Here is a 23,775-nt window from a genome sequence, read left to right as displayed (position 1 = left end):
AGCTGCAATGGAATTAACGCAACATCAGGCTGACGCCTTCGCCAGAATGCCGTTGACCTATTTACGTCAGGAATACCCGAACCACATTATGCATCTGCTCAACGATGACGGCGACGTTCTGCCGCCTCGCGAGCTGCACCCGATCTTTTACGGCTGTTTTGACTGGCACTCTGCGGTGCACGGCTACTGGCTGCTGCTGCGCTGCCTGCGTCTCTGGCCCGAACTGCCGTGCCGGGAAGAGATCATCACTCTGTTCGAAGAACACCTGATCGACGAGAAGGTGGCGAAGGAGCTGGCCTATTTTACCGCGCCGTTCCGCGCGTCGTTTGAGCGGCCTTATGGCTACGGCTGGCTGCTGGCGCTGGCGCAGGAGCTGAAACAGTCGTCACTGCCACAGGCGGAGCGCTGGTACCAGACGCTGCAACCGTTAACGCGGGATATTCGCCAGCGGCTGGTGGATTACCTCAGCAAGCTCACCTATCCCATCCGCGTCGGAACACATTACAACACGGCGTTTGCGCTCGCGCTGGGGCTGGATTATGCCCGGGCGGTGACGGATGACGGGCTTGAACAGGCGATCCTGGACGCGGCGACGCGCTTTTATCATACGGACACGCAATATCCGGCGCATTATGAGCCGGGCGGCGACGAGTATATCTCCGGGGCGCTGACCGAGGCGTTACTGATGAGTAAGGTGGTAGAGAATTTCCCGGCCTGGTTCGATGCGTTTCTGCCTGAAGTGGGTGCCGTTTCAGCGCTGATGAACCCGGCTGAGGTAAGCGACCGCACCGACCCGAAAATCGCACATCTGGACGGGCTTAACCTCAGCCGCGCGTGGTGTATGAAGCACATTGCCCGCGCTTTGCCGGAAAACCACCCGGCGCAACAGGCGTTACAGGATGCCGTTGCGCGCCATCTCTCGGCAAGCGTGGAACATGTTGTCGGCAGTCACTACAGCGGCGGCCACTGGCTGGCGAGTTTTGCGCTGCTGGCGCTGGAGTAGCGCTTAGTTATATTTTCGTGCTCATCCTGTTTCCGCAGGATGAGTGATTTTACGCAACCGGCTCGCGCTGACGACGACCGCTACCGCAGAAGCTGCGGCGGCGACCCACAGCGCAACATGAATTGACCTTTCATCTGCGGCCAGCAGAACGGCCACGGCGGCGGCGCCAAGACACTGCCCGAACGTGCGCATAATGGATAAAACACCGGATGCATAGCTCGCATGCTCACGAATAACGTTGGAGAGCATTTCCCGGTTATTGGGACTCTGAAAGCAGCCAAACCCCACTCCGCACACCAGACTCCGCAGGCAGATATCCCACACTGAAGGGCGGTCGGGTAATGTTGCCAGCAGGATCAAACCGACGACAAAAATCATCAGCCCCAGGGTGGATATCGCCGGGGCTGAAATCGTGTCTGCCCACCGGCCTGCATGCGGCGCAATCAGTACGATCCCTAGCGGCCACGGCGTAAACAGCAGGGCAGACAACACCGGGCTGTAGCCGTATTCGCTCTGAAACAGGAAGGGCAGCGCAATAAAGGTGATCCCCTGGCTGACAAAAGCAATCATCGACGTGAAGGCCGCGAGGGTAAAACGTTCATTTTTAAACATCATCGGCGGCAGTAAGGGGTTATCCGCGCGGCGGATCTGCCAGATAAACGCCATGCCGCTCAGCGCAGCGAGCATTGTCCAGCAAAGGCTACCGGGATGATAGTCCTGGAGGCTGTTCGCCGCCATGATCGTCGACCCCAACAGCAGCGCCGACAATATCGCGCCCGGGGTGTCGAAAGGCGCTTGCTTTCGAACCGCATCCCGCGGCAGCGCTTTGACCGCCAGCTGTAAGGCGAGGGTGCCGGGAACAACGTTTATCGCAAACAGCCATTGCCAGCTCAGGGTGTGAAGGATCGTCCCGCCCAATACCGGGCCGATAGCGGAGCTGGAGGCGATGAGCAGGGCGTGCAACCCCAGAATGCGGCCAAGCAATCGCCCGGGAAATACGGACCGCAGGATTGCGGGGGCAATACTCAGCGTCGCCGCGCCGCCGATCCCCTGAAGCACGCGCATACCGATAAGCACTTCGGGTGTATTCGCCAGCGCGCAACCCAGTGATGTCAGGGTAAAGGTCGTCAGACCTGCCAGAAATACGGGGCGATAACCCAGGCGGGCCGCAAGCGCCGCGAATATCGCCAGCGTCATCGCAGCCGCCAGCAGATACCCGTTGGCGAACCAGACGGCAATACTGGCAGGTACCTGCATCTCCTGAGCCATGGAGGGCAGGGCAATGTTGATCATGGTGCCATCAAACACGCCCATTAAGGTGGTGGTCATAATTGCGGCCATCACCCGTGCGCGCGCCGGGCCGGGAAGTCCTTCGTCGCCGGGTTGACTGGAAAAGAGCGTCATTATGTTGTCCTCTGAGAAGAGTGTATGGATGACAAAACTATAAAGATGGCTTTTACAGGGCGGAAGGCGCACCATTTGCACTATATCGTTGCACGAAACGCCTTATCTGAATGTACAGGAATGAGCGCTATGACCGATCCTGATTTTAATTTACTGATTGCACTAGACATATTGCTGAGCGAAGCGAGTGTCGCAGGTGCAGCACGTCGTCTGAACCTCAGCACCTCGGCCATGAGCCGGACATTAAGCAGGTTACGCGACGTTACAGGCGACCCGATCCTGGTGCGCGCCGGGCGTAGCATGGTACTGACCCCGTGGGCCGAAGCGACCCGGGATCGCGCCAGGCGTGCAGTGCACGAGGCGAGGGCGGTATTGCAGCCCTCAACTGAAACGTTCAGCGCGCAAAGTCTGGCGCGTCTTTTTACCATCAGGGCAAACGATGGTTTTGTGGTGGCGTTTGGGCCTGCGCTCATAGCGGCTGTGGCCGACGCCGCGCCGGACGTCTGTATACGCTTCGCGCCTAAGCCGGAAAAAACGTCGCGCTATCTTCGGGAAGGGCTGGTTGATCTGGAGATTGGCGTCCAGAGCAATATGGGGCCTGAAATACGGCTGCAACGGTTGTTTGAGGATCGGTTTGTGGGCGTCGTGCGTAAGGGACACCCGCTGGCTAAGCAGGCAGAAATAGGCGTGAAGGATTATGTCGCCTGGGGCCATGTGGTAGCGTCACCCGAGGGCGCGTTGCACGGTTCCGTTGACGATGCGCTGGCCGAACTGGGGACAAAACGTAAAATCGCGAGCGTCGTACCGGGATTTCCGACGGCGCTGTCCGTGGCGCTGGAATCGGATCTTATCACCATGATACCCGCGCTCTATTTACTCAATCAGCAGGTAACGGACCAGGTACATCTGTTCGAGCTGCCGTTCAAAAGCCGTCGTATTACGGTATCGCAGATGTGGCACCCAAGAATGGAACGCGACCCTGGTCACCGCTGGCTGAGAGAGCAAATTCTTGCGATATGCGGTGTGGAGAGGTCAGACATGATTAAGGGTTCTGTATAGCGATTGCTATACACAGCGCTTATGCTATGCTTGTAAAGCAATTGCTATACAAGAGGTATACCTATGAAATCAGATGTTCAACTCAATCTCAGAGCCAAAGAATCCCAGCGGGCGCTTATCGATGCCGCCGCAGAGATCCTCCATAAATCACGCACGGACTTCATTCTGGAGATGGCCTGTCAGGCAGCCGAGAATGTGATCCTCGATCGACGTGTATTCAATTTTAACGATGAACAGTACGCAGAGTTCATTGACATGCTCGATGCCCCGGTCGCGGACGATCCTGCCATAGAAAAACTGCTGGCAAGGAAACCACAGTGGGACGTGTAACAGCACCAGAGCCCTTATCCAGCGTCCATCAACTGGCGGAGTTCGTCAGCGGAGAGGCCGTGCTTGACGAATGGCTAAAACAAAGAGGTCTGAAAAACCAGGCGCTCGGCGCAGCCCGAACGTTTGTCGTTTGTAAAACGGGCACGAAGCAGGTCGCGGGATTTTACTCTCTGGCTACCGGCAGCGTTAACCATACGCAAGCGACAGGTAATCTGCGGCGTAACATGCCGGATCCCATTCCCGTGATTATACTTGCCCGTCTGGCTGTGGATGTCTCGTTACGCGGAAACGGGTTGGGAGCCGATTTACTCCACGATGCGGTTTTACGCTGTTATCGTGTAGCAGAGAATATCGGGGTGCGGGCGATTATGGTTCATGCACTCACTGAGGAAGCCAAAGCGTTTTATATCCACCATGGTTTCAAAGCATCGCAGACTCAGGAACGGACACTGTTTCTCCGGCTTCCCCAGTAGCGATAGTCGGATCGCCGCACGTAGCGGCGGGATTTTAATGGAATGAATGTTTAGCGCGTCTGGCTGATAAGCTTGCGCCAGACTCTGTTATGCAAAGTAAATAGCAGCATCTTATAGAAAGCGGTAGAGAGGATACAGATACCGCTAAGCCCAAGCATGACAATACTTACCAGCGCCGCGGTCAGACTGACGCCCGGAGAAGAATTACCGCTCAGCGCGGCCAGCAGATAGGCTGCCGTTAATACCAGGCTTAGCACCGCCAGCGTAAGATGTAACCGCACGGCACGCATGCTACCTTTGCCAATCATAAACATCGTCACTCCGTTGATGCCAGCGAAGAGCAGGGCGATCAGCACGACCCACACGAATACGCGCTCTGCTGGCTGGCCGAGTGCGGCGAGTACGCCATACCCCAGCCACAGTTGCGGAATGGCGAAACTGACAATCACCCCGAGCGTACTGACCGCCGCCGGAATACCCATGGTATGTAGTCCCACAGGCTTAACCATATCTTCAGCCAACTGCGTCTTAAGCTGCTGCAACTGTGTCGGGGCGGCATTTTTTATACTGGCGGACACCTCGTTACAATATTGCAGGCGACGGGTTAAAACTTTAAACATTTATATACTCAGCGTTTAGTTAGGTAAAAATGACTGCAGCACACCAACTACATAACGCCCTGACTGGACGGTATTTTGTGGGTTGCGGATAGTCCCTGTGAGTGAACTCCCCACAAAGGCCGATGCGTTGTTGACCGCACTCATTAACTCGCGCTGCAGTGATTTTTGTAACGATTCGCTGGGGAAACGTTTCGGATAAACACCTGCACGGATCGCGGCCTTTACGCCAGCACTGGAGATGCCTGGATTCTGCGCTTTAATAATCTCTTCCGTGATGCGCTTACGCTCGGCACGGCTCATGCTCTGGAACCAGGCGGTAACTTTACCTGAAGATGCCGCTTTCATCAGCTTGTACGTTTCTAAAGTACCTCGTAGCGCGGTTCCTGCCGCAGTCAGCGAAATGACATCCAGAACCGTTGTGGTGGCAACGTACCAGTCCTGGCTGTCGAGCCAGGCAACATCGGAACCATGGTCGTTATGGATAGCCAGCAGACGGCCCGCGCCAATCATGCATTGTGCTCCCGTAGCCAACGAGCCGGACAGGCTAATCGCCGCAATCACGCCGGATCCGCCAGCGGTAAAAGGCACAGCCGCACCAGCACCAAACGCCATGACAAGCGTAACAATCATCGCGCCACAGGCGAAACCGGTTGAAGTGATTTCAGTCGCAAGTGACGGCGTGGTTAACGTCGCCACCACGGCTTTTTCCGCACTGGTTTCCTTAGCATCCGGAATTTTACTGATGACCACATGGCTGACGGTGCTCTGATTCACATCAGCAATGCGTCGTGACGGACGAACCAGCCAGCGTTGCTTGCCATCATCGAAAATGATGCCGACATTGTAAAAGTTACGTGTACAGTCGAGCTGCGCGGCTAGCTTTTTAAAGTCGATATCAGTACCGGCCTGTAGGCCAAGGCTTCGAGAGACATCATAAGAGGGAAGGGTGCTGTCAGGCGACTGCTGACCGGGTAGATTCATCAGAGAGCTCCTTCATCCCGTGAGGACTGTGAATTAGCAGGATAATTTATTGAAAAACTTATGATTCCAACCTTAAGACTTAGATAATAGCAGCGTTAACTCAGCGATCAAATCACAAACTCATTATCACAACAGACCTATGGAGGTTATTTAACATAATATACATTATGCGCACTAGAGATGTAATGGCTCAATAGTAATGTCCGCCTGTGGCTCAATTCAGATGTCCGCGCTATGGTAAGCTTCACTGGTCCGTTTAAACTACCGGGAGGCATATCATGAGCGCAGAAAGCTCAGGAGTGTTTACTTTGAAAGAGATCAACCGGATCAAGATTATACAGGACGTCATTGAACGTCGCATCACAACGCGCCGTGCGGCCGAGCACCTCGGTATCAGCGACAGGCAATGCCGCAGACTTCTTGCCCGTTACCGTGAAGGCGGACCGCTTGGTATGGCCAGCAGACGATGTGGCATGCGTGGTAACCGCCAGTTGCCACCCGGGCTCGCAGATCAGGCTCTGGAACTGATCAAGACGCGTTATGCTGATTTCGGTCCGACTCTGGCGCGTGAAAAGCTCGAAGAACTCCACGGACTGTTTCTTGGCAAAGAAACTGTCCGGCGCATCATGGTGCGGGCTGGCTTATGGGTTCCCCGTAAACAACGTGCCGCAAGGATCCCTCAACCACGGTACCGGCGTCCGTGTACTGGTGAGCTGATACAAATAGATGGCTGTGATCACGACTGGTTTGAAGGCCGTGGCCCGGCCTGCACCGCGCTGGTCTATGTTGATGATGCAACCAGCAAACTGATGGAACTGTTGTTTGTTAAATCGGAGTCCACGTTTTCTTACTTCGAAGCCACGCGGCGCTATATCGATAAGCATGGTAAACCGCTGGCACTGTACAGCGATAAAGCCGGTGTTTTTCGTGTTAACAATAAACACGCCACAGGCGGAGACGGGCATACTCAGTTTGGGCGAGCCATGCATGAACTGAACATCCAGACTATCTGTGCAGAAACCAGTCCCGCCAAAGGGCGTGTAGAACGAGCTCACCTCACTTTACAGGATCGTCTGGTCAAAGAGCTGCGGTTACAGGGCATTTGTTCAATGGAGGCTGCAAATGACTTCGCTGAGGCCTATATGGCTGACTATAACCGCCGTTTTGGCAAAGTACCGCGACATGATTTTGACGTACACCGTGCTGTAGAACATGATGAGGACCTGGGGCTTATTTTCACTGTTCGTGAAAAACGTAAAGTCTCAAAATCGTTGACGATACAATATGATAAAATGTTGTACCTGATTGAAGACAGCGAACTGAGTCGCCGTGCAATAGGTAAATATATCGATGTGTATCACTATCCTGATGGCAGAAAAGAGCTGCGCCTGAACGGTACGCTACTTCCCTACTCTACCTACGACCGACTGTCAGAAATCGACCAGGGCGCGATTGTCGATAACAAGCGTCTTGGCCGAACCCTGGAGTTTATCAGTCTGGTGCAGAGCAAGCGGGATAACACGCGCTCTCAGTCAATTCCCGCTGGAGATGGCCCTTCCCGACGACGGCCAAAGCAGGAAGGGAAGAAATCCCAGCGCTCACTGGATAATGATGACATGCTCGAAGCACTCAAACAGCTTCAGTCACGTTCAGAGGACATTTTTGGTAAAAGAGCCCGCTGATGGTACTCACTGGCCGGACAGTGGTTGCTCACCAGTTGATATTGTCCGGCCAGACCCATGATGTATTATTCATTTCGTTCAGCATCTTTATGTCCTGCTTTTCACGGGCATACTTACCCCATAATGAATGAAAAGAACGAACAATACTGATTAACTGCTTTTTTCTTTGCTCCGGAGATAGGCTGATAAAATAGCAGCACCTGCTGTCAATATTATCCTCAATGAAATTAAAATCAGAGTCTGATGCATATTTTACTGTTAGGGAAGGTGCGAATAAGCAGGTCATTTCTTCCCAAGCTGACTCGCTGATTAAAATTTCGCGGATCTGGGCCGATTTTTTTCCCGCAAACACATCGAATCAGCCTATTTAGGCTATTTTTTCCACCATTTCTGGCGTTATTTCCGGTTTTTACTGAGATCTCTCCCACTGACGTATCATTTGGTCCACCCGAAACAGGTTGGCCAGGGTGAATAACATCGCCAGTTGGTTATCGTTTTTCAGCAGCCCCTTGTATCTGGCTTTCACGAAGCCGAACTGCCGCTTGATGATGCGAAACGGGTGCTCCACCCTGGCACGGATGCTGGCTTTCATGTATTCGATGTTGATGGCCGTTTTGTTCTTGCGCGGATGCTGCTTCAAGGTTTTTACCTTGCCGGGACGCTCGGCGATCAGCCAGTCCACATCCACCTCGGCCAGCTCCTCGCGCTGTGGCGCTCCTTGGTAGCCGGCATCGGCTGAGACAAATTGCTCCTCTCCATGAAGCAGATTACCCAGCTGATTGAGGTCATGCTCGTTGGCCGCGGTGGTGACCAGGCTGTGGGTCAGGCCACTCTTGGCATCGACACCAATGTGGGCCTTCATGCCAAAGTGCCACTGATTGCCTTTCTTGGTCTGATGCATCTCCGGATCGCGTTGCTGCTCTTTGTTCTTGGTAGAGCTGGGTGCCTCAATGATGGTGGCATCCACCAAAGTGCCTTGGGTCATCATGACGCCTGCTTCGGCCAGCCAGCGATTGATGGTCTTGAACAATTGACGGGCCAGTTGATGCTGCTCGAGCAGGTGGCGGAAATTCATGATGGTGGTGCGATCCGGCAGGGCGCTATCCAGGGATAATCGGGCAAACAGGCGCATGGAGGCGATTTCGTACAGGGCATCTTCCATGGCACCGTCGCTCAGGTTGTACCAATGCTGCATGCAGTGAATACGCAGCATGGTCTCCAGCGGATAGGGCCGTCGGCCATTGCCCGCCTTGGGATAAAACGGCTCGATGACAGCGGTCATATTCTGCCATGGCAGAATCTGCTCCATGCGGGAGAGGAAAATCTCTTTTCGGGTCTGACGGCGCTTAGTGCTGAATTCACTATCGGCGAAGGTGAGTTGATGGCTCATGATGTCCCTCTGGGATGCGCTCCGGATGAATATGATGATCTCATATCAGGAACTTGTTCGCACCTTCCTTAGCATAATATCATTCGACGTTGTTCTCTCAGACTCTGTTAATGCTGATTCTATCAGGTATTCAAAGGCATACATGACAGACAGCTGGTTTTTGTCTGTCTGAATATAACCCATTGAGTTTCTGAGTATTGAGGACTGTACCAGGACCAGAGGCCATAAAAGCTCAACACCATAAAGCTTATATGTATCATGTTGATCATACTGATGTTGCTCAACACGACGATTACCTTCCCGTGCTTTACGAATATCATAGGCAAGGGATAACATAAATCCGTCTTTAACTTTAATCAGTGGGCTTTCATCCACGATGTAATGAATGAGTTCATGTAATTCATTCAGGGCTTCTGAATCTCCCCACAGTATAAAACCTGCATTGTTCGGCGTTAACTCGTATCGAAGCATGGGCTCAATCATCCTGTTGTTTCAGTCGGAGGAAAGTCTATCGGCTTTGTTGAATAAATCGAACTTTTGCTGAGTTGAAGGATCAGATCACGCATCTTCCCGACAACGCAGACCGTTCCGTGGCAAAGCAAAAGTTCAAAATCACCAACTGGCCCACCTACAATAAAGCCCTCATCAACCGTGGCTCCATAACTTTCTGGCTGGATGATGAAGCTATTCAGGCCTGGTATGAGTCAGCAACACCTTCTTCACGAGGCAGACCTCAGCGCTATTCTGACCTTGCCATCACGACTGTGCTGGTCATTAAACGCGTATTCAGGCTGACCCTGCGCGCTGCGCAGGGCTTTATTGATTCCATTTTTTCTCTGATGAACGTTCCGCTACGCTGCCCGGATTACAGCTGTGTCAGCAGGCGGGCAAAGTCGGTTAACGTCAGTTTCAAAACGGCTTTGTTGAATAAATCGAACTTTTGCTGAGTTGAAGGATCAGATCACGTATCTTCCCGACAACGCAGACCGTTCCGTGGCAAAGCAAAAGTTCAAAATCACCAACTGGCCCACCTACAATAAAGCCCTCATCAACCGTGGCTCCATAACTTTCTGGCTGGATGATGAAGCTATTCAGGCCTGGTATGAGTCAGCAACACCTTCTTCACGAGGCAGACCTCAGCGCTATTCTGACCTTGCCATCACGACTGTGCTGGTCATTAAACGCGTGTTCAGGCTGACCCTGCGCGCTGCGCAGGGCTTTATTGATTCCATTTTTTCTCTGATGAACGTTCCGCTACGCTGCCCGGATTACAGCTGTGTCAGCAGGCGGGCAAAGTCGGTTAATGTCAGTTTCAAAACGCCCACCCGGGGTGAAATCGCGCATCTGGTGATTGATTCCACCGGGCTGAAGGTCTTCGGTGAAGGCGAGTGGAAAGTCAAAAAGCATGGCCAGGAACGCCGCCGTATCTGGCGTAAGCTGCATCTCGCCGTTGACAGTAAAACACATGAAATCATCTGTGCAGACCTGTCGCTGAACAATGTGACGGACTCAGAAGCCTTCCCGGGTCTTATCCGGCAGACTCACAGAAAAATCAGGGCAGCATCGGCAGACGGCGCTTACGACACCCGGCTCTGTCACGATGAACTGCGGCGTAAGAAAATCAGCGCGCTTATCCCGCCCCGAAAAGGCGCGGGTTACTGGCCCGGTGAATATGCAGACCGTAACCGTGCAGTGGCTAATCAGCGAATGACCGGGAGTAATGCGCGGTGGAAATGGACAACAGATTACAACCGTCGCTCGATAGCGGAAACGGCGATGTACCGGGTAAAACAGCTGTTCGGGGGTTCACTGACGCTGCGTGACTACGATGGTCAGGTTGCGGAGGCTATGGCCCTGGTACGAGCGCTGAACAAAATGACGAAAGCAGGTATGCCTGAAAGCGTGCGTATTGCCTGAAAACACAACCCGCTACGGGGGAGACTTACCCGAAATCTGATTTATTCAACAAAGCCACGTTGTGTCTCAAAATCTCTGATGTTACATTGCACAAGATAAAAATATATCATCATGAACAATAAAACTGTCTGCTTACATAAACAGTAATACAAGGGGTGTTATGAGCCATATTCAACGGGAAACGTCTTGCTCGAGGCCGCGATTAAATTCCAACCTGGATGTTGATTTATATGGGTATAGATGGGCTCGCGATAATGTCGGGCAATCAGGTGCGACAATCTATCGATTGTATGGGAAGCCCGATGCGCCAGAGTTGTTTCTGAAACATGGCAAAGGTAGCGTTGCCAATGATGTTACAGATGAGATGGTCAGACTAAACTGGCTGACGGCATTTATGCCTCTTCCGACCATCAAGCATTTTATCCGTACTCCTGATGATGCATGGTTACTCACCACTGCGATCCCCGGGAAAACAGCATTCCAGGTATTAGAAGAATATCCTGATTCAGGTGAAAATATTGTTGATGCGCTGGCAGCGTTCCTGCGCCGGTTGCATTCGATTCCTGTTTGTAATTGTCCTTTTAACAGCGATCGCGTATTTCGTCTCGCTCAGGCGCAATCACGAATGAATAACGGTTTGGTTGATGCGAGTGATTTTGATGACGAGCGTAATGGCTGGCCTGTTGAACAAGTCTGGAAAGAAATGCATAAGCTTTTGCCATTCTCACCGGATTCAGTCGTCACTCATGGTGATTTCTCACTTGATAACCTTATTTTTGACGAGGGGAAATTAATAGGTTGTATTGATGTTGGACGAGTCGGAATCGCAGACCGATACCAGGATCTTGCCATCCTATGGAACTGCCTCGGTGAGTTTTCTCCTTCATTACAGAAACGGCTTTTTCAAAAATATGGTATTGATAATCCTGATATGAATAAATTGCAGTTTCATTTGATGCTCGATGAGTTTTTCTAATCAGAATTGGTTAATTGGTTGTAACACTGGCAGAGCATTACGCTGACTTGACGGGACGGCGCTTCCCTACCCTCATGGCCGCCTCCCAGGAATCGACCCAGGTGCTTATCGTGGACATAATCCTTTACTCATAAATTTATCTTATTCCATTATTGTACCTGTCGCGCAAAAGTTGCAGAAAAGCCATAAACGCAGGAGAATCCTGTCGGCGGTGAGGATAATAAATATGGTAGCCGTCAAAATATGGACACCACTCGGTCAGAACAGCAATCAGCTTGCCGCTTTTGATATATCCATCTGCAACATACTCGGGAATATAGGCAATCCCCAGCCCGTCTAATGCTGCATCGAGCTGATGAATCGTGCTGTTCGCAATATATTGCCCTTTGACTTTCAGACTGAATTTCTGAGCATCTTTCTCGAATTCCCAGGCGTACAATCCACTCGTATCAGAATAGCGGACGTTAATGCAGTTGTGGTTCAAAAGATCCTGCGGCTTCCTGGGCTTAGCATAACGCTTAAAATAATCTGGTGCAGCAACAACAAGCTGGCGCCAGTTCTGGCTTATTTTTGCGGCAATCATATCATTATTCAGAACATCGCCCGGACGAATCCCGGCATCAAAACGCTGATCAACAATATCTGTAAATCCATAGTCAATGCCGATTTCAATCTGAATATCTGGGTAGCGACTCAGAAAGTCCGGTAATACAGGACGGATCAAATACTGGATAACATCATCTGCCGCCGTGAGGCGTATGACGCCAGTGGGTTTTTCCCTAAGCTCACTCAACCGACTAATAGCATCATCAACCTGTTCCATTAACGGGCCAACTTCGTTAATGAGCCTTTCACCTGCTTCCGTAGTGGAGATACTGCGGGTGGTTCTGGCCAGCAGGCGGATCCCAAGCCTTTCCTCAAGAGATTTCACCGTGTGGCTGATGGCTGAGGGTGTCACACCTATTTCAGCTGCGGCTTTGGTAAAGCTTTTCAGCCTGGCCACTGTTAAAAAAACCTTTAATTCATCCACACGATTCCTCCTCCTCGGTCCCTACTGGAGACGTCAGCGTACCAGTCTGTCATTAATTATCAAATAAATTTCACAAGTAAGTGAAATTTATGTTGATTAATAAATAAAATTCAAAATGGTACTTTATATTCCACGACGTGAATATGTCCTCGTTGTAGTGACGGCTTTTAATTCTGAAAATGAGGTAATCATTATGCAAGATTTTATCTATCATAATCCGGTAAAAATTCTTTTTGGTCGCGATCAAATTTCTGCGTTAGCACAAGAAGTCCCGCAGGGTAAAAAGGTCATGATTGTCTATGGCGGGGGCAGCGTTATAAAACACGGTATATTGAAACGCGTAAAAGAGTCCCTGACAAACACCCTGGTTTATGAGTTTGGCGGTGTAGAAGCAAACCCTCATTATGAAACCCTGATGAAAGCCGTTGAGATTGTCAGAACAGAAAAAATTGATTTTCTTCTGGCCGTGGGCGGCGGTTCAGTGATCGACGGGACTAAATTTATTGCCGCCGCAGCCCTCTACGAAAATGATCCATGGGAGATCGTCAAGAGTTATGGCGGCGTGGTGAAACAAGCTCTCCCTTTTGGATGCGTGCTGACCCTGGCGGCCACGGGTTCAGAGATGAATAACACGGCGGTGATTAATCGGGTGACCACCCAGGATAAACTCTTTTTCACCTCCCCTTACGTTATGCCGAAATTTTCAGTGCTCGAACCGGAAATGACCTACACGCTGCCTGAACAACAAACCGCAAACGGGGTTGTTGATGCCTTTGTCCACGTTCTTGAGCAATACATTACTTACCCGGTTAACGCTAAGGTGCAGGATCGCCTGGCGGAAGGACTGCTGAGCACGCTGAAAGAAGAAGGCCCAGTAGCCCTTAAAAATCCACAGAACTACGACGCCAGAGCTAACATCATGTGGGCTGCGACGATGGCCCTGAATGGAATGTTGAGCGCAGGTGTCCCAACTGACTGGGCTTCTCACATGATTGGCCAGGAAATTACTGCATTATACGGAATCGACCACGCCCGTACCCTCGCTATCGTTATGCCTGCACTATGGCGCTTGTGCAAAAAGGAAAAAGCAGAAAAGCTGGCTCAGTACGGTGCGCGTGTCTGGAATATTCCTGAGTCTGATAGCGAAAAAATGGCCGATGAGGCTATCAATGCCACCGTGGAATTTTTTGAACTGATGGGCGTTAAAACCCGACTTTCTGATTATGGTCTGGGCGCGGAAGATATTTCAGCTGTTATCGGCAAGTTAAAAGAACATGGGCACATCGCATTAGGTGAACATGGAAAAATTACTGCTGAAGTGGCGGAAACAATACTGAACATGGCACTTTAATTGACTAACGATCTACTCTATTAGGCGCTAAGCCTGCGCACCTGGCAGGCTTAATTAAACATTAACGGTATTGCAAAATGCAGAAAATGAATGACACATTTCCCTATATGCCATTAATGGCTTTTGCGATGACCGGATTTATTTGCATCATGACGGAAACTATTCCAGCAGGATTATTGCCAGAAATCAGTAAGGGAATGAATATTTCGCTGGCTAGCGCAGGCCAGTGGGTCACCGTCTACGCCCTCGGGTCATTATTTGCCGCTATTCCGTTAACTATCGTTACCCGGTCGTGGAATCGGAAATATGTCTTATTAATGACCGTAGCGGGATTCTTCATTTTTAATACCATTACCGCACTTTCATCAAATGTTTACCTGACCCTGTTAGCGCGTTTGGGGGCCGGGGCGGCTGCGGGACTGGCGTGGAGCCTGCTGGCGGGGTTTTCACGCCGAATTGTTGAGCCGCTTCATCAGGGTCGGGCTATGGCGATAGCCATGGCTGGGACACCGCTGGCGCTCTCACTAGGCGTTCCGCTGGGAACCTGGCTTGGGCATTATCTTGGCTGGCGCCTGACGTTCGGTATTATGTCAGTACTTTCGCTGTTACTAATGATATGGATCCGTATCAGCGTTCCGGACTCTGCGGGGCGGCTTTGTTGAATAAATCGAACTTTTGCTGAGTTGAAGGATCAGATCACGCATCTTCCCGACAACGCAGACCGTTCCGTGGCAAAGCAAAAGTTCAAAATCACCAACTGGCCCACCTACAATAAAGCCCTCATCAACCGTGGCTCCATAACTTTCTGGCTGGATGATGAAGCTATTCAGGCCTGGTATGAGTCAGCAACACCTTCTTCACGAGGCAGACCTCAGCGCTATTCTGACCTTGCCATCACGACTGTGCTGGTCATTAAACGCGTATTCAGGCTGACCCTGCGCGCTGCGCAGGGCTTTATTGATTCCATTTTTTCTCTGATGAACGTTCCGCTACGCTGCCCGGATTACAGCTGTGTCAGCAGGCGGGCAAAGTCGGTTAACGTCAGTTTCAAAACGTTCACCCGGGGTGAAATCGCGCATCTGGTGATTGATTCCACCGGGCTGAAGGTCTTTGGTGAAGGCGAGTGGAAAGTCAAAAAGCATGGCCAGGAACGCCGTCGTATATGGCGAAAGTTGCATCTGGCAGTTGACAGCAACACACATGAAATCATCTGTGCAGACCTGTCGCTGAACAATGTGACGGACTCAGAAGCCTTCCCGGGTCTTATCCGGCAGACTCACAGAAAAATCAGGGCAGCATCGGCAGACGGCGCTTACGACACCCGGCTCTGTCACGATGAACTGCGGCGTAAGAAAATCAGCGCGCTTATCCCACCCCGAAAAGGTGCGGGTTACTGGCCCGGTGAATATGCAGACCGTAACCGTGCAGTGGCTAATCAGCGAATGACCGGGAGTAATGCGCGGTGGAAATGGACAACAGATTACAACCGTCGCTCGATAGCGGAAACGGCGATGTACCGGGTAAAACAGCTGTTCGGGGGTTCACTGACGCTGCGTGACTACGATGGTCAGGTTGCGGAGGCTATGGCCCTGGTACGAGCGCTGAACAAAATGACGAAAGCAGGTATGCCTGAAAGCGTGCGTATTGCCTGAAAACACAACCCGCTACGGGGGAGACTTACCCGAAATCTGATTTATTCAACAAAGCCAAGTCTATCAGTAAAGAGAATGAGAGATCAAAGTGGTCATTTTAATTGAGCTGGATAACGGACATTTCAATTGAGCCTTGACAAGAGACATGAGGACTCAATATTAATTTAAAACGTTATTGCCAGTCCGGGTCGCTTTAAGAATCGGAGCCCCCCGGAAACGATTAAGAGATCATATTTTTAGTTCTCGCCAGCAGGAATGCCGTAACTGAGGTGGCGTCAGTGATTTTGCCGTCACGTATTAATTGAGCAAAGGCACTAATTTTAATTTTTTTCACCTTCAGGCCGTATTCTTCCTCCTCCAGTTGCTGGCCGGTAAATGTCAGCTCCGTGGCAAGGTAAATATGATAACCCTGGGCTGAATAACCCTGTGCGAGCTTTTGATAACCGACGTACTCCATTTTCCCGGCGCTTAACCCGGTTTCTTCTTTAAGCTCGCCTCTGGCAACGTCTTCAGGTGCAGCGTCGCGAGAACATTCCCAACTTCCCTGAGGGAGTTCTGTGGTTCTCTGGCCCAGAGGGTATCGGTATTGTTCAACCAGATAGATTTCATCATTCTCAACCGGAATGATGACCACGAAATCATCTTTTTCAATGACGGAATAAAGCCCCTCGCTCCCATCGGCTCTCAGAATCCGGTCTTCCTTTAGCGACATCCAGCGGTTACGATAAATCTGTCTCGATTCCAGTGTTTTTATCTCTTTCTTCACGGTAAGCCCCTGATTTCTTTGCTTGTAGCTCTCTAACAGTAACGTTAACGCCTTCACCGTGCAATACATCAACGCTCATAACTGTCGTTACGGTCTTGCGTGTTCTCTACGGCAGTCACCTGCACATCCTTAAAGCGCAACCCATCCACACCGGAAATTTTCCCGAACTCTGACGCGTCAATCAAAATTCCGTCCAGCGTTAACCCGGTCACAGGACGCTCCGGATACCCCTCAATGAAAAATGCCCGCGAGAAATATTTGTTGTCTGAGCGACGCGCCGTCATATTTTTAATCGTCAGTCCGCTGACCGCAGTAAGACCGGCTTCGCCCTCAACACCTTCAGCCAGCTTGCGCCAGTGTTCTGGTTTATCAGATAAATTTCCCCGGTCGCCATAGCTGTACTGCGGAAACCAGTTCAGCTGGATCAGCACCGGAAAACGCACGTCCATAAGCCGTAAATTTTGGACGGTGATATCACGGATAAATCCGCCCCGGTTGCGGGCCGACTTAATGCGAAACCCGACGCCCGTACCGTTAAACGCATTATCTTCTATCAGGACGCGTTCAATGCCGCCTGAGGTTTCGCTCCCCAGCGTGATCCCGGACCCCTTATTCAGCGTACATCCGCGAACCACTATATCCCTTGCGGTACGTGCTTTTTGCGCCGCTTCGCGTCCTCGTCCTGATTTTATGCAGATATTGTCGTCATTACAGGAAACAATGCAGCGTTCAACCCGCACCTGTTCACAGGAATCGATATCAATCCCGTCGGTGCTCGGCCCCGCAGAATTGCTGATTTGCACGCCCTCAACCGTGATATGGCGCGAATAACAGAGGTGCATGTTCCAGAATCCGGACTCCCGACTGGTAAAATCACGCAGCAGAATGCTCTGGCTTTCAAAGACCAGAATATTGCGCGGGCGCTGACAGTCGTAATCAACCACCCAGCGCAATCCTCTGGCGCTGTAATCGCCGACCATGCCGCTGCGCTCGTCATCGCCCCAGAAGCGTTGCCACCAGATAACACCCTGCCCGTCTATTGTGCCTGTACCGGTAATACTGACGTTTTCACAATCGATGATATTAATAATGCCTGCCGGCCAGCGCATATCAATGCCCGCCACCCGGGTGTTTATCAGGGGATAATCAGCCAGATCCTGGCTTCCAACGAGCTGTGCGCCAGCGTCCAGGCGAAGCGAAACACCGCTTTTCAGGAACAGTGCTCCGGTCAGAAAACGGCCTTGCGGAATAACAATGACATCGTTCTGTTGAGCGGTATTTATGGCCTGCTGAATGGCAGACGTTGACAGGCGTTGCGCGGTTGGGTCCGCGCCGCACGTCAGAATGGAGACCGCTTTCATGGCTTGTCCTTAAACAGATGAAAGCCTTAGTCTAGAAATCCGCGTGAAGGATAACCTTTGTCTGTTTGACAGCCACGCGGTCAGGCTGGCAAAAAAACAGATATTTACTGGCTTGCGATCACCGCAACGCCCTTTTCTTTCAGAGCGCTCACCCAGCGTTCATCCGTTGTGTTTTCAACAACCAGCGTATTCACCAGCGACAGGTCGCCAATCACAAACGCCGAGGCCGTGTTGATCTTTTCCGGTGAGGCCAATACCACCGTTTCCGCCGCTCTGCCGGAAAATGCACGTTTGATGCACGCTTCTTCGTAATCTCCGGTGGTCAGCCCGGCCTCAGGATGGACGCCGGTGACCCCCATGAAGAACAGATCCGCATGAATATTATTGATGCCTTCAATAGCGGCCGCGCCGACCGTGACGATGGAGTGTTTATACAAACGACCACCAATCAGGATCACCTCTATGCATGGATGGTCGACCAGCCCCAAAGCGATACCCGGGCTGTGCGTCACCACGGTTATCCGTAAATCGGGTGGTAAGAACGTAATAAGTTCGGAGGTGGTCGTCCCGCCATCAATGATCACCACCTGCCCCGGTGAAATGAGCTGCGCGCCTCTCCGTGCCACGCGTTTTTTTGCATCCATTTTAACGGACTGACGCTCGGCAAAAGGCGCAATCGCTGACGATGCTGGCAGTGCGCCGCCGTGAACACGTTGCAAACGCCCTTCTGCCGCCAGTTCACGTAAATCCCGGCGGATAGTGTCCTCAGACACCGAGAAAAAGAGGCTGAGCGCAGTAGACTGGACCTGACCTTCCGCCTCCAGTTTTTCCAGAATCAACTGTTTACGCTGGCTTGTGAGCATGAATTATTCCTGTTGTTGCACGATATGCCTTGTATTTGCACGATAGTGCTGTTTATGATGCTTACTCTACGAGAGGAGAGCCAAACGTGCAATCAAAACGTGCAGATATACGCATTATCAACAGCGAAACGTTGTCCGACAACTGGTATAACCTGAAAAAATATACTTTTGACCTCCAGCGCAGCGATGGCGACTGGCAGCGACAAGAGCGTGAAGTGTATGACCGGGGGAATGGCGCGACGATCCTGCTCTATAATCGCGACAGCAAAACCGTCATTCTGACGCGTCAGTTCCGTTTCCCGGTGTTTATAAATGGTCACGAAGAGGATCTCATTGAGGCGGCCGCCGGGTTGCTCGATAACCTTGACCCGGAAAGCCGGATTAAGGCCGAAGCGGAAGAAGAAACCGGGTATAAGGTGACGCGCGTAGAGAAAATTTTTGAGGCCTATATGAGCCCGGGCTCGGTTACCGAGAAACTCTACTTCTATCTGGCGGAATATCACCCGCAGGATCGGACCAGCGCGGGCGGAGGCGTTAAAGCAGAGGGAGAAGATATCGACGTACTGGAAATGACGCTGGACGACGCGCTTCGGGGCATTGAAAATGGGCAGATTGTCGACGGAAAAACCATCATGCTGCTCTATCACCTGGCCCTCAAAGGCATTTTATAATCTCACCATTAGCCAGATACCTGCCCCGGCGCAGGTATTTGCCTGTGCTATTCTTGCTGAACACCTCAACATGGAGATGCGAAAATGGCCGACTGGGATCCCTCTCTTTATCTACAGTACAGCGCAGAACGCACACGTCCCGCCGCTGAGTTGCTCGCCCGGGTGCCGCTTGCTGACATAACCTCTGGCGTGGATTTGGGCTGCGGGCCAGGCAACAGCACCGCGCTGCTGAAACAGCGCTGGCCTTCTGCGCAGATCGCCGGCGTGGATAATTCCCCGGCCATGCTGGAGGAAGCCCGACAGGTCCTGCCAGACTGCCACTTTGTTGAGGCGGATATCCGGCACTACAAACCTGACCAGCCGCTCAGCCTGATCTACGCCAACGCCTCACTGCAATGGATCCCGGACCATTACCACCTTCTGCCACACCTGGTTTCGCTGCTCCAGTTAAACGGCGTGCTGGCGGTGCAAATGCCTGACAACTGGCTTGAGCCGACGCACGCCCTGATGCGTGAAGTTGCCTGGGAACAGGGCTACCCCGATCGTGGCCGCGAGCCATTGCCGGGTATCCATGCCTACTACGATATTCTGACGGAAGCGGGATGCGACGTGGATATCTGGCGCACCACTTACTTCCATCAGATGAGCTCTCATCAGGCGATTATTGACTGGGTCAGCGCGACAGGGTTACGCCCGTGGTTACAGGAACTCAACGAAAGCGAGCAGAAAAACTATCTGAAACGCTATCTTGAGCTGCTGGAAGAGCAGTATCCGCTCCAGGAGAACGGGCAGATACTGCTGGCTTTTCCGCGCCTGTTTTTGGTGGCTCAGCGGGTTCCGTAAGCCGGATCAGGAACGCGCTTCCTTGAGCAACTGCTGAATCACGGCCTCCTGCTTGTCATAGCTCCCCTCGCCAAACGCGGTGTAACGCAGTTGCCCTTTCGCATCGAAATAGTAATGTGCGGGCCAGTACTGATTTCCGAACGCGCTCCAGATTTTGTAGTTATTATCCGTCACTACGCGGTACGGCAGCTGCCATTTGTTGACCGCGTTTTTCACTGATGATAACGGCTTTTCCCAGGGGTATTCCGGGGTGTGGACACCAATCACCACCAGACCTTCAGACTGATATTTCTTCGCCCAGTCACGCACATGCGGAAGGGTATGCTGGCAGTTGATACAGTCCCAGGTCCAGAAATCGATAAGCACAACTTTCCCGCGCAAGACCTCAGACGTGACAGGGTCACCGTTTACCCAACCCGTACCGCCGCTTAATGACGGTAGCTGGCTGCCCGGCGTCGCGTCAGCGACCGGTTGCAGTTTCACCTGCGTGGAGGTAGGTTGCGCAAGGCTCAACAGGGCATTTTCCAGCTGGTCGGCAATACCGTTGGCGCCTTTCAGAGCTGAGGTGATCCCGCTGGCGTTGCACGCAACGGCGGCTAACATCATCACTCCCGCTCCCTGACGCAAACGTGCCATCAATGCGGATTTGGCTCTCAGAGGGGTTATCAGCTTACGGCCCCCCGCGACAAGCAGCCCCAGCATCAACGCGCACCCGCTGCCGTAAGCGGCTAACAGCGCTCCGGTTGCGATGGCCGAGTGGCCCGCAATATTAATGCTGAAGATCGCCCCGAGAATCGGTCCGGCACAGGGGGACCACAGCAGCCCAACGGCCAGCCCTGCCAGAAAAGCCGAAACCAGACCGCGTCGCTGCATGCTGTGGGTGTTGAGAACGTTTCCCGCGCTGACCGCCGGGCGGGCAATGCGCTGAGCGAACTGCGGGAAGATCAGGGCCAGGGCGGCAATGCTCAGTACCAGCAGCGCAATCCAGCGACCGATAACGGTGGCGTCAGCGATCCACTCGCTGGCAACCGTTACTACCATCGCCACCAACATGAACATCACAATCATTCCCGCCAGAAGCGCCAGAATGTGTTTGCGCTGCCCCTGAAAGCCGGCGAACAGCAGAGGAATGACGGGAAGCGTGCACGGACTGAGCAGACTAATCATGCCGCCTAAAAAAGCGATTATCATAAACATAACGACCTCACGATACGGTTGCTGCAAAGATGCAGTGAGGTCATTTCATCGTACGAATGTGTTCAGGCCGTGTTTGAAAAGCTGGATTTTGTCTGCCTGCGTATCGGCGCGGGGTGCAGATACACAGGCGTACAATTAACCGCGCGGAAGGATCACGCTTACGGCCAGCCCTCCCTCTGCCCGGTTTGCAAGATGCAATTTCCCGTCAAGCTGGGCGGTGAGCTGCGCGGCAATGGCGAGGCCTAACCCGGTGCCGCCCGTTTCCCGGTTGCGCGACGTTTCAACCCGGTAGAACGGCTGTAACACCGCCTCCAGTTCTGCCTCCGGGATGCCAGGGCCGTTATCCATAATGCGGATCGCTACCTGCCTTTCATTTTCATCAATCTCTATTACCGCGCTATCGCCAAACTTCAGCGCATTATCGAGCAGATTGGTCATTACCCTGCGCAATGCCTGGGGACGAGTGACGATCGGCAAACGCGCATTGCGTGCATGAAACTGCACGTTTTTACCAATGTCCTGATAATCACTGGCGATGCTGTTAACCCACGCATTCAGCTCCAGCTCCAGCGTGGTCTCTTCCAGAGATTCTGATGACCGGGCATAGGCAATCCCCTCCCGTACCAGGCGCGACATATTATCCAGGTCGCTCAGCAGCTTATCGCGGAGTTCGGGCTGATCCGCCATTTCGATCCGCAGCTTCATGCGCGTGATGGGCGTCTGGAGATCGTGAGAAATGGACGCCAGAATCTGCGCGCGTTCACGCAGATAGGTCTGTATCCGCGACTGCATCTCATTAAAAGCGTGCGCTGCCTGGCGCACCTCAACCGGACCTTTTTCAGTCATCGGAGAGTGGGCCGCAGGATCGAGGGAATCAACCGCGCGCGTGAATTGCAGGAAGGGCCGGACAACCTGGCGCACGGCAATCCAGGAGCAGAGCGCGACAAGTAACAGCTGAAGAACCAGCACCACGGGTAACCAGCTGGCGACAGGTGGCATGCGCGGGATCAGATCGATGGTGAGCGGTGCGCCGTCGCGGAGCGTCAGATGGGCCTGAATATGGGAAATCGGCCCTGGCACCGCCGTAAACTGAAGCTGATATTGGGCTGAAAGCGTCTCTTTCAGGGTGCGAATCGCATCCCGCGAGCGCTTGTCCGTTGGCGCGGCGCCTGCCTCGCCGGGGCCAAGGATATAGCGATAATTACCGCGACTGAGCCGTTCCAGCCACTCTGCCCGCTCTTTGGCCGGAAGCCGGTCGAGAATAGCCACGCTGGTCGCCACGTCGTTCTCAAGATTGCCCAGCATAACCGAACGCGCGCTGCGCATTCGCTCAACCATGACCAGCGTCAGGCTGAGCGCGTTAGCCAGCAAGAGTCCAAGCAGCACAATGATCAGCAGCCGGGCCAGTAAGGTGCGGGGCCACAGGGTCATTCATTGGCCTCGACGATGGTCACCGGCATGGTAAAAACGTAGCCTTCGCTGCGAACGGTTTTAATGTAGGCGGGCGTGCGGGCATCTTCATTCAGACGCTGTCGCACGCGGCTCACCAGGAGATCAATCGAACGCTCAAACAGCTCAGCATCACGTCCCTGCGTCAGGTTCAGCAGCTGGTCGCGGGTCAGCACCCGTTGAGGATGATCGAGGAATACGCGCAAAAGGCGATATTCCGCCCCGCTGAGCGCCACAACCATACCCTCGTTATCAATCAGATGACGCGCCACGGTATCCAGCTGCCATTCCCCGAACACCACCAGGCGCCCTGCCTCGGTCACCTGAAGATTAGGCGGCATAGTACGAAAACGACGCAGGATAGCTTTGATACGCGCCAGCAGTTCGCGGGCCACAAACGGTTTCACCACGTAATCATCGGCTCCCATCTCCAGCCCCAGGATCCGGTCCGTGTCCTCGTTGCGCGCGGTGAGCATCAGGATCGGCAGATCCTTATGCCTGCTGCTGCGCAGCTGTCGACACAGCGTCAGGCCATCATCGCCGGGCATCATCACGTCCAGCACCACCAGGTCGATATGCTGTTTGTCGAGCACTACGCGCATCTCTTTCCCGTTCGCCGCGCCAGAGGCGTGGTAGCCGGATTTCACGAGGTAATCGACAATCAGCTCACGAATATCCCTGTCGTCATCGACGACAAGGATGTGATCAATATGCTCCACCGCAGGCTCCCTGATTAAGAGGTAACGGATTGAAAATA

Annotated in this window: 23 protein-coding genes and 4 pseudogenes; 13 read left to right on the top strand and 14 right to left on the bottom strand. The window is 52.7% G+C overall.

Translation table 11 applies throughout. The features are described from left to right. The first annotated feature begins 7 nt into the window (after window positions 1–7). Window positions 8–1,003, top strand: a complete 996-nt coding sequence (locus tag O1721_RS15340; RefSeq protein ID WP_017382342.1) for a DUF2891 domain-containing protein — start codon at window positions 8–10, stop codon at window positions 1,001–1,003. Between the two features lie 21 nt (window positions 1,004–1,024). On the opposite strand, the gene O1721_RS15335 is transcribed toward O1721_RS15340, so the two are convergent. Beyond that, entirely contained in the window at window positions 1,025–2,407 is a 1,383-nt protein-coding gene (locus O1721_RS15335; RefSeq protein ID WP_032648336.1) for an MFS transporter, read from the bottom strand. Between the two features lie 129 nt (window positions 2,408–2,536). On the opposite strand from O1721_RS15335, the gene O1721_RS15330 reads away from it, so the two are divergent. The 3 genes from O1721_RS15330 (at window position 2,537) to O1721_RS15320 (ending at window position 4,269) form a co-directional block, all read left to right on the top strand. Beyond that, the gene (locus O1721_RS15330; RefSeq protein WP_032648334.1) at window positions 2,537–3,466 is read left to right on the top strand and encodes a LysR family transcriptional regulator; all 930 of its coding nucleotides are present in this window, start codon (window positions 2,537–2,539) and stop codon (window positions 3,464–3,466) included. 63 nt (window positions 3,467–3,529) lie between these two features. Next, a complete protein-coding gene (locus O1721_RS15325) occupies window positions 3,530–3,796 on the top strand; it encodes a type II toxin-antitoxin system TacA family antitoxin (protein ID WP_003857131.1) in 267 nt (88 codons plus the stop codon). After that, complete coding sequence (locus O1721_RS15320; protein ID WP_003857133.1) at window positions 3,784–4,269, top strand: GNAT family N-acetyltransferase; 486 nt, start codon at window positions 3,784–3,786, stop codon at window positions 4,267–4,269. Before O1721_RS15325 ends, O1721_RS15320 begins: the two co-directional genes overlap by 13 nt. A 50-nt stretch (window positions 4,270–4,319) precedes the next feature. Here O1721_RS15320 and O1721_RS15315 read toward each other — a convergent pair whose 3' ends face one another. Both O1721_RS15315 and O1721_RS15310 read right to left on the bottom strand, forming a co-directional pair. Then, the gene (locus tag O1721_RS15315) at window positions 4,320–4,889 is read right to left on the bottom strand and encodes a hypothetical protein (RefSeq protein WP_032648331.1); all 570 of its coding nucleotides are present in this window, start codon (window positions 4,887–4,889) and stop codon (window positions 4,320–4,322) included. A 15-nt stretch (window positions 4,890–4,904) separates the two neighbouring features. Then, window positions 4,905–5,870: an Ssp4 family T6SS effector gene (locus O1721_RS15310; RefSeq protein ID WP_032648329.1), complete on the bottom strand. Its 966-nt coding sequence runs from the start codon at window positions 5,868–5,870 to the stop codon at window positions 4,905–4,907. 278 nt (window positions 5,871–6,148) lie between these two features. On the opposite strand from O1721_RS15310, the gene O1721_RS15305 reads away from it, so the two are divergent. Then, complete coding sequence (locus O1721_RS15305) at window positions 6,149–7,552, top strand: ISNCY-like element ISKpn21 family transposase (RefSeq protein WP_001567368.1); 1,404 nt, start codon at window positions 6,149–6,151, stop codon at window positions 7,550–7,552. 28 nt (window positions 7,553–7,580) lie between these two features. On the opposite strand, the pseudogene O1721_RS15300 reads toward O1721_RS15305, so the two are convergent. From O1721_RS15300 to O1721_RS15285, 4 genes and pseudogenes are all read right to left on the bottom strand, one after another. After that, window positions 7,581–7,811: pseudogene (locus tag O1721_RS15300) on the bottom strand (DUF6904 family protein); the annotation flags it as partial. After that, the gene (locus tag O1721_RS15295; RefSeq protein ID WP_309148664.1) at window positions 7,786–7,980 is read right to left on the bottom strand and encodes a hypothetical protein; all 195 of its coding nucleotides are present in this window, start codon (window positions 7,978–7,980) and stop codon (window positions 7,786–7,788) included. The pseudogene O1721_RS15300 and the gene O1721_RS15295, both read right to left, overlap by 26 nt. Continuing rightward, a complete protein-coding gene (locus tag O1721_RS15290; protein WP_000019445.1) occupies window positions 7,962–8,942 on the bottom strand; it encodes an IS5-like element ISKpn26 family transposase in 981 nt (326 codons plus the stop codon). The genes O1721_RS15295 and O1721_RS15290 overlap by 19 nt, the downstream gene beginning before the upstream one ends. A 72-nt stretch (window positions 8,943–9,014) precedes the next feature. Further along, window positions 9,015–9,413 (bottom strand): annotated as a pseudogene (locus O1721_RS15285) (DUF6904 family protein); the annotation flags it as partial. Between the two features lie 74 nt (window positions 9,414–9,487). Between O1721_RS15285 and O1721_RS15280 the strand changes: the two are divergent. The 3 genes and pseudogenes from O1721_RS15280 to aph(3')-Ia all read left to right on the top strand — a co-directional run. After that, window positions 9,488–9,859 (top strand): annotated as a pseudogene (locus tag O1721_RS15280) (IS5/IS1182 family transposase); the annotation flags it as partial. Window positions 9,860–9,890: 31 nt separating this feature from the next. Continuing rightward, window positions 9,891–10,859: an IS5-like element IS903B family transposase gene (locus tag O1721_RS15275; RefSeq protein WP_013815099.1), complete on the top strand. Its 969-nt coding sequence runs from the start codon at window positions 9,891–9,893 to the stop codon at window positions 10,857–10,859. Between the two features lie 160 nt (window positions 10,860–11,019). Further along, entirely contained in the window at window positions 11,020–11,835 is an 816-nt protein-coding gene (gene aph(3')-Ia / locus O1721_RS15270; protein WP_012695470.1) for an aminoglycoside O-phosphotransferase APH(3')-Ia, read from the top strand. A gap of 136 nt (window positions 11,836–11,971) precedes the next feature. Here the strand turns inward: aph(3')-Ia and O1721_RS15265 are convergent, their stop codons facing one another. Continuing rightward, a complete protein-coding gene (locus tag O1721_RS15265) occupies window positions 11,972–12,865 on the bottom strand; it encodes a LysR family transcriptional regulator (protein ID WP_012695469.1) in 894 nt (297 codons plus the stop codon). A gap of 193 nt (window positions 12,866–13,058) precedes the next feature. Here O1721_RS15265 and O1721_RS15260 point away from each other — a divergent pair, with 193 nt between their 5' ends. The 3 genes and pseudogenes from O1721_RS15260 to O1721_RS15250 all read left to right on the top strand — a co-directional run bounded on the left by O1721_RS15260 (window position 13,059) and on the right by O1721_RS15250 (window position 15,868). Beyond that, a complete protein-coding gene (locus O1721_RS15260) occupies window positions 13,059–14,216 on the top strand; it encodes an iron-containing alcohol dehydrogenase (protein ID WP_021243026.1) in 1,158 nt (385 codons plus the stop codon). 86 nt (window positions 14,217–14,302) lie between these two features. After that, window positions 14,303–14,869, top strand: a pseudogene (locus O1721_RS15255) (MFS transporter); the annotation flags it as partial. A 30-nt stretch (window positions 14,870–14,899) separates the two neighbouring features. Continuing rightward, the gene (locus O1721_RS15250; protein ID WP_022652343.1) at window positions 14,900–15,868 is read left to right on the top strand and encodes an IS5-like element IS903B family transposase; all 969 of its coding nucleotides are present in this window, start codon (window positions 14,900–14,902) and stop codon (window positions 15,866–15,868) included. Window positions 15,869–16,088: 220 nt separating this feature from the next. Here O1721_RS15250 and O1721_RS15245 read toward each other — a convergent pair whose 3' ends face one another. The 3 genes from O1721_RS15245 to O1721_RS15235 all read right to left on the bottom strand — a co-directional run bounded on the left by O1721_RS15245 (window position 16,089) and on the right by O1721_RS15235 (window position 18,858). Then, window positions 16,089–16,703, bottom strand: coding sequence for an NUDIX domain-containing protein (locus tag O1721_RS15245; RefSeq protein WP_065420578.1), 615 nt, complete (start codon window positions 16,701–16,703; stop codon window positions 16,089–16,091). Further along, a complete protein-coding gene (locus O1721_RS15240; protein WP_032648327.1) occupies window positions 16,703–17,995 on the bottom strand; it encodes a glycoside hydrolase family 28 protein in 1,293 nt (430 codons plus the stop codon). The genes O1721_RS15245 and O1721_RS15240 overlap by 1 nt, the downstream gene beginning before the upstream one ends. Before the next feature lie 104 nt (window positions 17,996–18,099). Then, entirely contained in the window at window positions 18,100–18,858 is a 759-nt protein-coding gene (locus tag O1721_RS15235; protein ID WP_015570520.1) for a DeoR/GlpR family DNA-binding transcription regulator, read from the bottom strand. Between the two features lie 86 nt (window positions 18,859–18,944). Between O1721_RS15235 and O1721_RS15230 the strand changes: the two genes are divergently transcribed. Together O1721_RS15230 and tam are read left to right on the top strand one after the other, a co-directional pair. After that, window positions 18,945–19,529 (top strand): NUDIX hydrolase, encoded by a 585-nt coding sequence (locus O1721_RS15230; RefSeq protein ID WP_017382349.1) that lies wholly within the window; start codon window positions 18,945–18,947, stop codon window positions 19,527–19,529. A gap of 84 nt (window positions 19,530–19,613) precedes the next feature. Then, window positions 19,614–20,372, top strand: coding sequence for a trans-aconitate 2-methyltransferase (tam, locus tag O1721_RS15225; protein WP_032648324.1), 759 nt, complete (start codon window positions 19,614–19,616; stop codon window positions 20,370–20,372). A 6-nt stretch (window positions 20,373–20,378) separates the two neighbouring features. Here tam and O1721_RS15220 read toward each other — a convergent pair whose 3' ends face one another. The 3 genes from O1721_RS15220 to O1721_RS15210 all read right to left on the bottom strand — a co-directional run bounded on the left by O1721_RS15220 (window position 20,379) and on the right by O1721_RS15210 (window position 23,737). After that, complete coding sequence (locus O1721_RS15220) at window positions 20,379–21,569, bottom strand: cytochrome c biogenesis protein/redoxin (protein WP_032648321.1); 1,191 nt, start codon at window positions 21,567–21,569, stop codon at window positions 20,379–20,381. A gap of 135 nt (window positions 21,570–21,704) precedes the next feature. After that, window positions 21,705–23,000, bottom strand: coding sequence for an ATP-binding protein (locus O1721_RS15215; RefSeq protein WP_032648319.1), 1,296 nt, complete (start codon window positions 22,998–23,000; stop codon window positions 21,705–21,707). Beyond that, window positions 22,997–23,737, bottom strand: coding sequence for a response regulator (locus O1721_RS15210; RefSeq protein WP_022651194.1), 741 nt, complete (start codon window positions 23,735–23,737; stop codon window positions 22,997–22,999). Before O1721_RS15210 ends, O1721_RS15215 begins: the two co-directional genes overlap by 4 nt. Window positions 23,738–23,775 lie beyond the last annotated feature (38 nt).

It is taken from the genome of Enterobacter cloacae complex sp. HYC033_NIDB, from assembly GCF_056673335.1.
Note: the sequence above shows the minus strand (reverse complement) of the source record. Positions and strands in the feature narration are given on the sequence as shown.

Excerpts from the sequence above, each read along its gene's own strand:
- tam (WP_032648324.1), top strand. The coding sequence starts at position 19,614 with ATGGCCGACTGGGATCCCTCTCTTTATCTACAGTACAGCGCAGAACGC.
- O1721_RS15305 (WP_001567368.1), top strand. The coding sequence starts at position 6,149 with ATGAGCGCAGAAAGCTCAGGAGTGTTTACTTTGAAAGAGATCAACCGG.
- O1721_RS15335 (WP_032648336.1), bottom strand. The coding sequence starts at position 2,407 with ATGACGCTCTTTTCCAGTCAACCCGGCGACGAAGGACTTCCCGGCCCG.
- O1721_RS15220 (WP_032648321.1), bottom strand. The coding sequence starts at position 21,569 with ATGTTTATGATAATCGCTTTTTTAGGCGGCATGATTAGTCTGCTCAGT.
- O1721_RS15290 (WP_000019445.1), bottom strand. The coding sequence starts at position 8,942 with ATGAGCCATCAACTCACCTTCGCCGATAGTGAATTCAGCACTAAGCGC.
- O1721_RS15315 (WP_032648331.1), bottom strand. The coding sequence starts at position 4,889 with ATGTTTAAAGTTTTAACCCGTCGCCTGCAATATTGTAACGAGGTGTCC.
- O1721_RS15215 (WP_032648319.1), bottom strand. The coding sequence starts at position 23,000 with ATGACCCTGTGGCCCCGCACCTTACTGGCCCGGCTGCTGATCATTGTG.
- O1721_RS15310 (WP_032648329.1), bottom strand. The coding sequence starts at position 5,870 with ATGAATCTACCCGGTCAGCAGTCGCCTGACAGCACCCTTCCCTCTTAT.
- O1721_RS15325 (WP_003857131.1), top strand. The coding sequence starts at position 3,530 with ATGAAATCAGATGTTCAACTCAATCTCAGAGCCAAAGAATCCCAGCGG.
- O1721_RS15330 (WP_032648334.1), top strand. The coding sequence starts at position 2,537 with ATGACCGATCCTGATTTTAATTTACTGATTGCACTAGACATATTGCTG.
- O1721_RS15240 (WP_032648327.1), bottom strand. The coding sequence starts at position 17,995 with ATGAAAGCGGTCTCCATTCTGACGTGCGGCGCGGACCCAACCGCGCAA.
- O1721_RS15235 (WP_015570520.1), bottom strand. The coding sequence starts at position 18,858 with ATGCTCACAAGCCAGCGTAAACAGTTGATTCTGGAAAAACTGGAGGCG.
- O1721_RS15245 (WP_065420578.1), bottom strand. The coding sequence starts at position 16,703 with ATGTATTGCACGGTGAAGGCGTTAACGTTACTGTTAGAGAGCTACAAG.
- O1721_RS15340 (WP_017382342.1), top strand. The coding sequence starts at position 8 with ATGGAATTAACGCAACATCAGGCTGACGCCTTCGCCAGAATGCCGTTG.
- O1721_RS15260 (WP_021243026.1), top strand. The coding sequence starts at position 13,059 with ATGCAAGATTTTATCTATCATAATCCGGTAAAAATTCTTTTTGGTCGC.